Origin of the sequence: Pseudomonas brassicacearum, from assembly GCF_003732265.1 — a bacterium.
Taxonomy (GTDB): Bacteria; Pseudomonadota; Gammaproteobacteria; order Pseudomonadales; family Pseudomonadaceae; genus Aquipseudomonas; species Aquipseudomonas brassicacearum_D.
In genome coordinates, this window is sequence record NZ_MOBK01000008.1 from 172,924 (window position 1) to 185,070 (window position 12,147).

Annotated in this window: 12 protein-coding genes; 8 read left to right on the plus strand and 4 right to left on the minus strand. The window is 59.4% G+C overall.

Going from position 1 to position 12,147, the window contains the following annotated elements; all coding sequences use genetic code 11:
* The first annotated feature begins 44 nt into the window (after positions 1-44).
* The 4 genes from BK660_RS21805 (at position 45) to BK660_RS32480 (ending at position 3,329) form a co-directional block, all read left to right on the plus strand.
* Positions 45-422: a hypothetical protein gene (locus tag BK660_RS21805; protein WP_123435038.1), complete on the plus strand. Its 378-nt coding sequence runs from the start codon at positions 45-47 to the stop codon at positions 420-422.
* 80 nt (positions 423-502) lie between these two features.
* A complete protein-coding gene (locus tag BK660_RS21810; RefSeq protein WP_123435039.1) occupies positions 503-2,419 on the plus strand; it encodes an alkaline phosphatase D family protein in 1,917 nt (638 codons plus the stop codon).
* Between the two features lie 14 nt (positions 2,420-2,433).
* Positions 2,434-2,940, plus strand: coding sequence for a P-loop NTPase family protein (locus BK660_RS21815; RefSeq protein WP_123435040.1), 507 nt, complete (start codon positions 2,434-2,436; stop codon positions 2,938-2,940).
* Positions 2,941-3,125: 185 nt separating this feature from the next.
* On the plus strand, positions 3,126-3,329 hold the full coding sequence (locus BK660_RS32480) for a type II toxin-antitoxin system Phd/YefM family antitoxin (RefSeq protein ID WP_148057454.1): 204 nt from the start codon (positions 3,126-3,128) through the stop codon (positions 3,327-3,329).
* Positions 3,330-3,396: 67 nt separating this feature from the next.
* Here the strand turns inward: BK660_RS32480 and BK660_RS21820 are convergent, their stop codons facing one another.
* Positions 3,397-4,572 (minus strand): aspartate aminotransferase family protein, encoded by a 1,176-nt coding sequence (locus BK660_RS21820; RefSeq protein ID WP_123435041.1) that lies wholly within the window; start codon positions 4,570-4,572, stop codon positions 3,397-3,399.
* A 102-nt stretch (positions 4,573-4,674) separates the two neighbouring features.
* Here BK660_RS21820 and BK660_RS21825 point away from each other — a divergent pair, with 102 nt between their 5' ends.
* Both BK660_RS21825 and BK660_RS21830 read left to right on the plus strand, forming a co-directional pair.
* The gene (locus BK660_RS21825; RefSeq protein ID WP_123435042.1) at positions 4,675-5,580 is read left to right on the plus strand and encodes a LysR family transcriptional regulator; all 906 of its coding nucleotides are present in this window, start codon (positions 4,675-4,677) and stop codon (positions 5,578-5,580) included.
* Positions 5,581-5,655: 75 nt separating this feature from the next.
* Positions 5,656-6,669, plus strand: coding sequence for a sensor domain-containing diguanylate cyclase (locus tag BK660_RS21830; protein ID WP_123435043.1), 1,014 nt, complete (start codon positions 5,656-5,658; stop codon positions 6,667-6,669).
* 24 nt (positions 6,670-6,693) lie between these two features.
* On the opposite strand, the gene msrA is transcribed toward BK660_RS21830, so the two are convergent.
* The 3 genes from msrA to msrB are packed head-to-tail and all read right to left on the minus strand — an operon-like array spanning position 6,694 to position 9,754.
* Positions 6,694-7,398 (minus strand): peptide-methionine (S)-S-oxide reductase MsrA, encoded by a 705-nt coding sequence (gene msrA / locus BK660_RS21835; protein ID WP_123435044.1) that lies wholly within the window; start codon positions 7,396-7,398, stop codon positions 6,694-6,696.
* 30 nt (positions 7,399-7,428) lie between these two features.
* Entirely contained in the window at positions 7,429-9,192 is a 1,764-nt protein-coding gene (locus BK660_RS21840; protein ID WP_123435157.1) for a cytochrome c biogenesis protein DipZ, read from the minus strand.
* A 43-nt stretch (positions 9,193-9,235) separates the two neighbouring features.
* Entirely contained in the window at positions 9,236-9,754 is a 519-nt protein-coding gene (gene msrB / locus BK660_RS21845) for a peptide-methionine (R)-S-oxide reductase MsrB (RefSeq protein WP_123435045.1), read from the minus strand.
* A 152-nt stretch (positions 9,755-9,906) separates the two neighbouring features.
* Between msrB and BK660_RS21850 the strand changes: the two genes are divergently transcribed.
* Together BK660_RS21850 and BK660_RS21855 are read left to right on the plus strand one after the other, a co-directional pair.
* Complete coding sequence (locus tag BK660_RS21850) at positions 9,907-10,623, plus strand: response regulator transcription factor (protein WP_123435046.1); 717 nt, start codon at positions 9,907-9,909, stop codon at positions 10,621-10,623.
* A complete protein-coding gene (locus tag BK660_RS21855) occupies positions 10,620-12,137 on the plus strand; it encodes a sensor histidine kinase (RefSeq protein ID WP_123435047.1) in 1,518 nt (505 codons plus the stop codon). The genes BK660_RS21850 and BK660_RS21855 overlap by 4 nt, the downstream gene beginning before the upstream one ends.
* The last annotated feature ends 10 nt before the right edge of the window (positions 12,138-12,147 follow it).

Here is a 12,147-nt window from a genome sequence, read left to right on the forward strand (position 1 = left end):
TCACCTCAACAAAGACCCACGACGTTGTTAACAGGGAAGATTGAATGCAGTTAATCAGTATGTTGATGTTTTTCGCTGCATCAGCAGGGATGTGGATCTGGGTCGTGAAGAGCCGTGGCCCGTTGAATATCTGGCTGGCGAACCTCGGGGGTGCCATGGCCAGTTTTATCGTCGGGACTGCGGTGCTGATTCTTTGCTCGAGCTGGTTAACCCCGGACGCCCCAGTCTCCCGAGCCCCGGCCTTTGCGCTTTATACGCTGATGGCATTTATGGGCGCTCTGATCGGGACCTGGCTCTTGGTATTCACCACGTGCAATCAGGAACAACCCCCCGCTTATCGTCATTTGGCTGCGGCGGCCTGCAGTCTGGTGGCTGCACTGGTTGCGCTGGTGGTGTCGGTCACGATCTTTCCCCTCAAGTGACCCCATCGGGCAATTGATGAAGTTCAGCCACGGCTCTGCGCTATCATCGCCGGCCTGTGCGCCAAGAGCCTTGAACCCGGATGTCCGTATCTCTGCCTTTGTCTGACGATTGCAACTCACTGCCACCGGTGCTGGTCGGCCCGCTGTTGCGGCGGCTGGAACCTGCGCGGCTGGTCATGTGGCTCGTGGGTTCCCGGGCGCTGTCGCTGACGTTGCGCCTGCAAGACTGCGCCGACATCCGACTGAATGCCGGACAGTGCACCGTCATCCCGATCGGCACTCACGCGTTTATCCACTTGATCGATGTGCCGCTGGCGACCGCCCTGCCCTGCGACACCGTGATCGAATATGACCTGTTGATCGACGGGACGGGTATCGCCGACTGGGCGCCGCATTTGCTCTACGGCGAAGCGCGCTGCCCGAACTTCGTCCTGCGCTCGCGCATTGATCAATTGCTGCATGGCTCCTGCCGAAAACCCCATCACCCGGCCACCGATGGCTTGCTCTGTGTCGACGGTCTGTTGGCAGCGGAACATGACGCATTGCAGCGCCCGGCGCTGTTGATGATGAGCGGCGATCAGATTTACGCCGACGATGTGGCGGGACCGATGCTGCGGGCAATCCATGCCTTGATCGAGCGGCTGGGCCTGTTCGAAGAACACCTCGAAGGCGCCGTGGTCAGCGACAGCGCCAGACTCTACGAACATCCGGCCAGTTACTACCACCGTGCGGATTTGTTACCGGCGCTTGAAAGCAACGAAACCCTGCGCGAGCGATTTTTCGGTGGCGCACGCAAGCCGATTTTCACCAGCAGCAGTGCCGACAATCACTTGGTGACGTTCGCTGAAGTGATGGCCATGTATCTGCTGGTGTGGTCGCCGACGCCGTGGACATTGATCGCCCCGCAACCGCCCGCGCTGACGCCTGAAAGACTCAAGCGTTATAGCGTTGAACAAACCCATATCGATGGTTTCAAGTCCGGCCTGGACGGTGTCGCCCGGGCCATGGCGCATCTGCCGTGCCTGATGATTTTCGATGACCACGACATCACCGACGACTGGAACCTTTCCGCACAATGGGAGGAAACGGCCTACGGCCATCCGTTCTCCAAGCGCATCATCGGCAATGCCTTGATCGCCTACATGCTGTGCCAGGGCTGGGGCAACAACCCCGACGCGTTCAGCGATGTGCTGGAAAAAACCCGTTTGCTCAGCGTCACCGGGGTCGACCGTTACCTCGACAGCCCGGTGCAGGATGACTTGATCGATGCACTGTTGAGCTTTCAACAGTGGCATTACGTGCTGCCGACCACGCCCGCATTGGTGGTGATCGACACCCGCACCCGGCGCTGGCGCAGCGAGATGAACCTCAAGCAACCCTCGGGCTTGCTGGACTGGGAAGCCCTCAGCGAACTGCAACAGGAACTGCTCGATCACCCGTCGGCGATCATCGTGTCACCCGCGCCGATCTTCGGCGTCAAACTGATCGAAACCGTGCAGAAAGTCTTTAGCTGGTTCGGTTATCCCCTGCTGGTAGACGCCGAAAACTGGATGGCCCATCGCGGCGCGGCGCAAGTGATCCTGAACATCTTCCGACACTCACGCACACCGGGTAACTACGTGGTGCTGTCCGGTGATGTGCACTATTCCTTCGTCTACGAAGTGCTGATCCGACACCGCAAGGCCGGCCCGAAAATCTGGCAGATCACCAGCAGCGGCATCAAGAACGAATTCCCGCCCAGACTGCTCGAATGGTTCGACCGCCTCAATCGCTGGCTCTACTCCCCGCGCTCGCCCCTCAACTGGCTGACCAAACGCCGACGCATGCGCATCGTCCCGCACATCCCCGAACACGCCGAGGCCGGCGAACGGCTATGGAACTCGGCGGGCATCGGCCAGGTGTACTTCAATGAGAAAGGGCAACCCCAGGACATTTATCAGCACAACTCAAACGGCTCGCCCAAGACCCGGATGGTTGCGCCTGAACATGACGACTGAAACGGCGAGTCACCATGAACCTCACCCGCACGCTGATCATCGGCAACTCCGGCGCCGGCAAAAGCTGGCTGGCGGAACGATTGGCCGCACAACTCAAGGCGCCATGGATCGATCTCGACCTGATTTACTGGGTCTCGGACGAACACAGCATCGCCCGCCCGCACGCCGCGGCACTGGGCATAGCGCGGGTGGCGGCCGATGAAGAGCAATGGGTGATCGAAGGTGTTTACGGCTGGATCGTCAGAGAACTTATCCACAGGGCAACGGCGCTGATCTGGTTGTGTGTGGATGACGACAGCTGTGTGGCCAATATTCGTCAGCGAGAACAAAGACCGGACAATGACGAGTTGCTTAAAGCGCTGGTGGAATGGGCCGCCAGTTACCGGATGCGCGAGGACGCCAGTGGATTTACCGTACACCGGCAATTGTTCGCAACGTTCACTGGCTCAAAAATCAAACTTATGGATCGAGGTGAGATCAGCAATTTTTTGAACACGGATAGACCATCCTATAACCCCTAACGCCGCAATACTTTTGGGGGCGAGGCTGAAGCCTGACCGTGCATTCACTATCTCCATGGGCGGCTGGGATCAAAAAGTACAAGATCTGTGGGGGTAAATCGGATTGGGACTACACCGGTCTCGGAAACGTCCTTTGGTTCGTCGATAGATACTCAGCCTCTATCGCTATCAATGGGGAGAAACCCATGCAAAACGTCAAACACCGGATAAATTGCAAAAACACTGAAGAAATCGCTGGGGCTGAATCCGAAGCAACCGATGAAACAATTTATCTTCTGAACTCCGCAGCCAACGCTGAACGTCTACTCACGTCTGTTGATAATTTTCGTGCTGGACGAACCAAAGTAAGAAGGTTAGTTACGTTGACGGAGACGCCGATTTTGTTTTGATCGTTCCCACGCTCCGCGTCCCAAGAGGCATTCCCACGCAGAGCGCGGGAACGATCGGGAACGAGTGTCAGGCAATGGTCACGGCCCGGCCAACCCCTCTAACAATCATCTCCACCTCCCGCTCATCAATCGTCAACGGCGGCAGCAGGCGAATGGTTTTCCCGCGTGTCACGTTGATCAGCAAACCATGATCCCGCGCGGCGATCAGGGTCAGGTCGCGGATCGGTTGCTTGAGTTCGATGCCGATCATCAAGCCTTGGCCACGGATTGCCAGGACGTTCGGATTGTCCGCCAACTCGCTGCGCAATCTGGCGAGCAGACGTTCGCCCTGTAGCCTGGCGTTCTCCAGCAGACCTTGTTCTTCGATGATGTCCAGCACCGTGCAACCCACACGGCAGGCCAGTGGATTACCGCCGAAAGTGCTGCCATGACTGCCCGGTGTGAACAGATCGGCGGCTTTGCCCCGGGCCAGGCAGGCACCGATGGGGATGCCGTTGCCCAGCCCTTTGGCCAGGGTCATGACGTCCGGGACAATGCCCTCGTGCTGGAACGCAAACCATTGGCCGGTGCGACCGATGCCGGTCTGGATTTCGTCGAGCATCATCAGCCACGAGCGCTTGTTGCAGAGTTCGCGCACCGCTTTGAGATAGCCCGGAGGCGCCAGCTGCACACCGCTTTCGCCCTGGATCGGCTCCATCAGGATCGCCACGATTCGTTGGCCGTGGGCTTGCTGCACGGTATCCAGTGCACTGAGATCACCGAACGGAACCTTGACGAAATCCCCCGGCAACTCATTGAACCCCAGGCGCACGGCCGGGCCATCGCTGGCGGATAACGTGCCCAGCGTCCGGCCATGAAAAGCGTTTTCCATGACCACCACCAGCGGTTGCTCGACACCTTTGTGCCAGCCATAAAGCCGTGCGAGTTTCAACGCGGTTTCGTTGGCTTCGGCACCGGAGTTGTTGAAGAACGCTCGCTCCATGCCGGACAACGTCGTCAGCCGCTGCGCCAACCGTTGTTGCCAATCGATGCTGTAGAGGTTGGACGTGTGCAACAGCAAACCGGCTTGCTCAGTGATCGCCGAGACGATCCGAGGATGGGAGTGGCCAACGTTGGTCACCGCGACACCCGCCACCGCGTCCAGGTATTCACGACCCGCCTCATCCCAAAGGCGCGTGCCCATCCCTTTGCTGAAACTCAGGGCCAACGGTTGGTAAGTACTCATCAGGCAAGCGGCGGTCATGGCATCAAGCTCCATCAATGGTCGGTGTTTTTGCAGTATGGTTAGCCACCTGAGCTGGATAAACGCTGCAATACTTCAATCATCTTAAAGCCGAGCTTGATAATGGATTTGTTCCAGGCAATGACCGTTTACGTACGCGTGGTAGAAGCCGGCAGCATGACGGCCGCCGCCCAGCAGTGCGAAATGTCCACGACCATGGTCGGCAATCACCTGCGCGCACTGGAGCAACGCCTGGGTGTGCGCTTGCTCAACCGTACGACACGGCGCCAGCGCCTGACGGAATTCGGCTCGGCTTATTACCAGCGCTGCCTTGAAGTATTGGGGTTGGTGGCCGATTCCGAACGTCTGGCCGAACAGAGTCAGGACGCGCCCAGTGGCACCTTGCGCATCACGGCACCGCTGACCTTCGGCACGGAAAGGCTCGCGCCGGCCCTCAGCGAATTTTCGCGGCAATGCCCACAGGTCAAACTGGACGTGGTGCTCACCAACGGGCGCCCTGACCTGCTCGAAAACGGCCTTGATGTGGCGTTTCGCCTGGGCGCCATTGAGCCATCCAACTTGATCGCCCGCCCGCTGATCGACTACACCCTGACCATGTGCGCCTCACCGGAATACCTGGCACGCCGATCAACGCCGGAAAAACCCGAAGACCTGCAACATCACGATTGCTTGTCTTTTGCCTACCCGGTCGGGGACGACTGGCAATCGGTGGAAAAACAATGGCGCCTGAGTGGGCCGGAAGGCGAAGTGATGGTGGCCGTCACTGGTCCGATGCTGATCAACAGTTCGGCGGGGTTGCATCAGGCGGCCCGAACCGGGATGGGCATCGTGATGCTGCCCGATGCACTAGTGGAACAGGACCTGCTCAACGGAAAACTGGTGGCATTGATGCAGAACTATCAACTGCCGAGCCGGCCCATGCACCTGGTTTATGCCCAGGACCGCTACCGGCTGCCGAAATTACGCCACTTCGTCGACTTTGCCATGGAGTTGTGGGGCAAACACTAGCCGTGGCAATGCGCCATGAACTAATCTCGACGCCAGGCGAATCAATTGATATCTGCGCGTCAGGGAGAAGCGGTGATGGGGGAAGCATCAAATATCACGCCGTTCAAATTCAATGTGTCAGATTTTAGCGAAGACCTGCTCCATACCATTCTGGAACTGGTCAGCGATGGCATTTGGGACTGGAACGCCAACACAGGTTTGGTCTATCGCAACCCCGGTTGGTACAAGATGCTCGGCTACGAGCCTCATTCCCTGGACAACACCGTATTGACCTGGGAAAACATCATCCACCCTGACGATTACCCCGGCGTCATGGCCGTGTTTGATGACTATCTGAAACAGCGCACCCCCACCTATCAAGCCGAATATCGCTGCCGCATGCGGGACGGCAGTTACACCTGGATCGAAGACCGCGGCTATGTGCTGTCGCGGAACGCCGACGGCACGGTAGCGCGGATGGTCGGCGCGCACCGCAGCATCGACGACAAACGACGTCTGCTCGAGGAACTGGAACGACGCGCTCATTCCCTTGAAGCCATCGTTGAAGAGCGCACCCGAGAGTTGTCCCGGGTCAATCAGCAGCTTCAGATTCAACTCGAAGCTAACCGCAAACTGGCGGAAACCGACACGCTCACCTCCATCGCCAATCGCTACCTGATGGAAAAAAGCCTGCCTCAGGAATGCGAACGAGCCCAACGCTTTCGACGCCCCCTGTCATTGATCGCGATGGACATCGACGACTTCAAAATCATCAACGATCACTATGGCCATGCCTTGGGTGATGCCGCCATCGTGCAGGTGGTCGAGGGCGTGAAGCACTTCGTGCGCGAAGGTGACCTGCTGGCGCGATGGGGCGGTGACGAGTTCATCATGATCCTTCCCGATACCCCGTTGGCTGACGCCAGGCTCCTGGCCGAAAAAATACGCGATGGCCTGTCGAGCCTGCCCCCGGTGGGCGAGTTTCACGTGACCATGAGTTTCGGCGTGGTCCAGCGCTTTGAGGAAGAACAGCAGACCGGGTTGCTGGCTCGGGCTGATCAGGCGCTTTATCGCTCGAAGATGGCGGGCAAGAATGTGATAACGGGGTAAACACACCCCGTTATCGCATTTCACTCACATGCCCGCCTTCACCAACACCGGTTTCTCCTGATAACGATCGGGATACAACTGCTTCAACTGCGCCACTTTCGGTAGATCGTTGATCACGATGTACGGATAGGTCGGATGCTCGGTCAGAAAATCCTGGTGCTCCTCCTCCGCCGGGTAGAAACCGTTGTAGGTTTCCAGCTGAGTCACGATGGGTTTATTGAATGAATGAGCAGCATCGAGCTGGGCAATGTAAGCCTGGGCGACGCGTTGCTGATCGGTGTTCTCAGTGAAAATCGCCGACCGGTATTGAGTGCCGCTGTCGGGGCCCTGACGGTTCAGTTCGGTGGGGTTGTGGGCCACCGAGAAATAGATCTGCAGCAATGTCCCGTAACTGACCTGAGCCGGATCGAAAGTGACTTCGACGGACTCCGCGTGGCCGGTATCGCCCTCGCTGACCCGTTCATATTGGGCGGTATTGGCCGCACCGCCGGCGTAACCGGAGATCGCTTTCTTCACGCCTTTAACGTGCTGGAAAACGCCTTGGACGCCCCAAAAACATCCGCCGGCAAACACCACTTTTTCGCTGTGGGCCTGGGTCGTTTCATCCAGCGCTGGCGGAGGGATGACGACAGCTTCTTCGGCTCCGAACGAGAACGCCGAGCACTGGCTGATAACGCCAGCAGCGGCCATTCCCAACAGGGTGCGGCGCCAGGTGAACAGGGTTTTCATGGAGCAGACTCCTCAACAAATGAAATGACTTCAACCGAACGTAAACGCGTAGGCCGAGACACCCGGATCGAGAAACTCGATGCTGAACGTCCGGTCAGTCACGCCGCCGCTCTGGCGTACCAATTGATACAAACGCTGTTCGGTCACACTGCCGCTGCCATCGGGTGCCACATCAGTGCCGTGGGCATCGCCAGGGACTTTGCCGTCAATGAGCACTTTGAATCTCACCGGTTTACCGTCGGCACCGGGGCCCAGCACCAAGTGAAGATCACGGGCATGGAAGCGATAAACGATGCGGCTGGCGGGCGCGCTGGAGGTCGCACGCTCTGAGCCGACATTCCACTTCCCGTCCAGGCTCCAGTCGTTGAGTGCCAGTTCGGCGGGAGGGCTGTAAGCGGCCACTTTGTCCGGCACCAGGCCGGTTTCGGGGACGAAGTGCTCCGCCCGCTGGAAACCGACATAGGTCTCCGGTGATTGCACTTCGCTCATGTCCGGCGCGAGTTGAACCCCTGTCGCATCCGCGTTGATCAAACCGTCCGCGACTTTCACCGCACCCGCTTCACGCAGCAGTTGCTGGATGACCTTTTCCGATTCGGCGTAATCGCCTTCACCAAAGTGGTGATAACGAATGCGCCCCTGAGCATCGGCAAAGTAGTGGGCCGGCCAGTATTCGTTGTTGAAGGCGCGCCAGATTTTGTAGTCGTTATCGATGGCCACCGGGTAGTTGATGCCCAGGTCCTTCATGGCCTTGGTGACATTGCCGACGTCGCGCTCGAAGGCAAATTCAGGGGCATGGACGCCGATCACCACCAATCCCTGATCGCGATACTTCTCAGCCCAGGCTTTTACATACGGCAAGGTGCGCAGGCAGTTGATGCAGGAGTAAGTCCAGAAATCCACCAACACGACTTTGCCCTTCAAGGCCTGCGCGGTCAGGGGTGGGGAATTGAGCCATTGCACCGCGCCATCCAGCGGTGGGAGATTGCCTTCAATCGGCAACGCGCCCGATGCCTTGTTACTCGCTTTCATCGCGCCACCCGCGGCCATCATCGCCCCGCTGTTGTTCGGCGACTTGCCGGCCAACCGGCCCACCAGGGCTTGCTCGATTCCACCGGTGGACGCGGTCGAAACCCGTGCCAGAATCCCCGTGTCCAGCCCCAGGGCAATCGCGGCAACCCCCGCCAGCATGGCCGCCCCCAGACCGCGCCGAACCCATTCGCCGGCGCCAATAGAGCGCTTCATCGCCGCGAAGACTTTACCGCCGAGCAACAGCGCCACGGCCAGCGATGTGGCGGCACCGGCCGCGTAAGCCAGCAGCAACAGCGTGGTTTCGATGCTTGCCCCTTGCAGCGCTGCCCCGGTCAGCAACAGGCCCAGAATTGGCCCGGCGCAAGGCGCCCAGAGCAGGCCCGTGGCGACGCCGATCAGGAACGAAGCGCCGGGACGCGGCCGGGCATCGGCGCCTGCGGCTTCCGACAGTCGGCTGCCGGCCGCCACCAGTGGTCGTGTCAGACGCTCGGCCAGTTGCGGCAGCAGCAGCGTCAGCCCGAACAGTGCTACGAACAGCAACGCGAGCCAGCGACCGTACTGATTGACTTGCACCACCCAACCGCCGCCCACCGCCGCCAACGTGGCGACCAGGGCGAAGGTCAACGCCATCCCCGCCAACAGCGGCAAGCCACTCTTCATAAACGGCTGCCCGGTTCGAGCGAAGACAAAGGGCAGCACCGGCAGAATGCAGGGGCTGACAATCGTCAGAACACCACCGAGATAAGCGAGAACCAAAAGCCACATAGCGTCGACCTGCATCAAGTGAGTGAAAGGAAATGCCCATGAATCAAGCCGCCTGTGGCTCGAACGTCAGCGCCAGACCGTTCATGCAATAACGCAGGCCGGTAGGCTTGGGCCCATCATCGAAGACATGCCCCAGATGACCGCCACAGCGCCGGCAGTGGACTTCTTCACGCAGCACGCCAAAGGACTGGTCCTGACGAGTGGCCACCGCTTTGTCCAATGGCGCCCAGAAGCTGGGCCAACCGGTGCGACTGTCGAACTTGGTATCGGATGAGAACAGCGGCAGATCACACCCGGCGCAGGCGAAAACGCCTTCGCGATGTTCATTGTTCAAGGGGCTGCTGTAGGCACGCTCAGTGCCCTCTTCACGGAGGATTTCGTACTGCTCGTCGCTGAGCATGGCGTGCCATTCGCTGTCGCTGTGTGTCACCTCGAATACCTGCGCAGCACTGGCATCACTGACCAGTGCGGTACTGGCGGCAAATTTTGGCAACACACCAATCACCAAGGCTGCAGCGCCCAGCCCGCCGCCCGCTACAAGAAACTGTCGCCGTGAAAACATGGCCTTCTCCAAAATTCCCGATGCCTGATAAGGAACACAGCCTAGGCTTGGGTTGATCGCCAAATCCTCACGAGCAGTTAAACAATTCGTGATAACTCGGACTGAGGAAAACCCGCACAATGTGCCCATTGCGCTACAAAGGATTGAGCTTTATGGAACAGACCAAACGCGTCCTGGTGGTCGAGGACGACCTGCACATCGCCGACCTTATCTGCCTGCATCTTCGCGATGAGCAGTTCGAGGTGGTGCACTGCGCCGACGGTGACGAAGGCATGCGCCTGTTGCAGCAAGGAAGCTGGGACGCGCTGATCCTCGACCTGATGCTGCCCGGTGTCGACGGCCTGGAAATCTGCCGTCGGGCACGGGCGATGGCCCGCTACACCCCGATCATCATCACCAGCGCACGCTCCAGCGAAATGCACCGCATCCTGGGGCTGGAACTGGGTGCCGACGATTACCTCGCCAAACCCTTTTCGATGCTGGAGCTGGTCGCCCGGGTCAAAGCCCTGCTGCGCCGCGTCGACGCCATGGCCCGCAACCTGAAGATGGATTCGGGCAGCCTGATGACGGATGGGCTGTCCATCGACCCGATCACCCGCGATGTCTCGCTCGACGGGCGTCGCCTGGACCTCACGCCACGGGAATTCGACCTGCTGTATTTCTTCGTCCGCCAACCCGGCAAAGTTTTCTCGCGCATGGATTTGCTCAACGCGGTCTGGGGTTACAGCCATGAAGGTTACGAACACACGGTTAATACCCACATCAATCGACTGAGGGCCAAGATCGAAGCCGATCCGGCGCTACCCGCACGCATCCTCACGGTGTGGGGCCGAGGCTACAAATTCGCCGTCAAGGAGGAGCAGCCATGAGGCTGACCCTGACACAACGCCTGTCCCTGGTGTTCGCCGTTCTGTTGCTGGTGTGCTGCGGCACATCGGCATGGATGCAAGTGCGGTCCAACAAGATGCATGAGCTGGAAGTGGTGCAGGGGCTGTCGCGCGATCTGGCGCAACACATCGCCCATGACACGGTGCTGATGGACAGCAGCGGCCTGATGCCCAATGCCATTCGAGAACTGTTCAGCAAACTCATGCAGGTCAATCCCAGTGTTGAGGTTTATCTGCTGGACACCGAGGGCAAGATTGTCGGAAGCGCCGCACCGGAGGGCCGTATACATCGGGAGCAAATCGATCTGGCCCCCGTCCAGCGCTTGCTCAAAGGCGATGCCCTGCCGATTCTCGGTGATGACCCGCGCAGCGTCGATGGTCGCAAGGTGTTCAGCGCCGCACCGTTACGCGTCAACGGCCAGCCCGCCGGTTATCTGTATGTGGTACTGCTCAGTGAAGAACACGACCGCTTCGCCGAACGCGGTGCCACCAGCGCCGCGCTCAATACCGCCCTGTTGTCCATCGGTCTGGTGGCGTTGCTGTGCCTGATTGCCGGCCTCACGGCATTTGCCCTGATTACCCGACCGCTGCGACGCTTGACCGAAAGAGTCAGTCAGTTCGACATCGACGGCGTGCCCTCTTCACCCCCTCCATCGGAACCGGTGGAAAAAGCCGCCAGTCACGATGAAATTGCCGTGCTGGACGCCGCCTTCCGGCAGATGCAAAGCCGCCTCAATGAACAGTGGCGCTCCCTGACTCGTCAGGACCAGGAGCGCCGCGAACTGGTGGCGAACATTTCCCATGATCTGCGAACGCCACTGGCTTCACTGCATGGATACCTGGAAACCCTGTCGCTCAAGGACGCCACGTTATCCCCCGCCGACCGGCGTCGCTATCTGGGCATCGCCCTCGATCAAAGCCGCAAGGTGGGAGGCCTGGCGCAATCGCTGCTGGAACTGGTCAGGCTGGAACACGGTTTTGTGCAACCGGTGCTGGAGCGCTTCTCACTGACCGATCTGGTGCAGGACATTTTCCAGAAATTCGAACTGACCGCCGAAGCGCGCCAGATCGAACTGAAGGCCACTTTCGCCCCCAACGTTTCCGCAGCCTGCGCCGACCTGGGATTAATCGAACGGGTGCTGACCAACCTGTTCGACAACGCCCTGCGCGATACCCCTCAAGGTGGAGAAATCGAGCTGAGTCTGCGCCCTCAAGGGCCGTTTATCGAAGTCACCGTCAGCGACACCGGCCCCGGCATCGCTGCGCCACTGCGCGAAGGCCTGTTCCTGCGCCCTTTCAACATCGGTGGCGCACGGCGTGATGGCGGCTTGGGCCTGAGGATCGTGCATCGGATCCTGCAATTGCACGGTCGCGAGATTCAGCTGATCGATCTGCCCGGGCGAGGCGCGACTTTCCGCTTTTCCTTGCCGGTGGATCAGCAAACGGCGGAACAATGGGCGGTTCACTCAATGAACCTGAATTCGATGGGGAAATAGCCGACGGCAT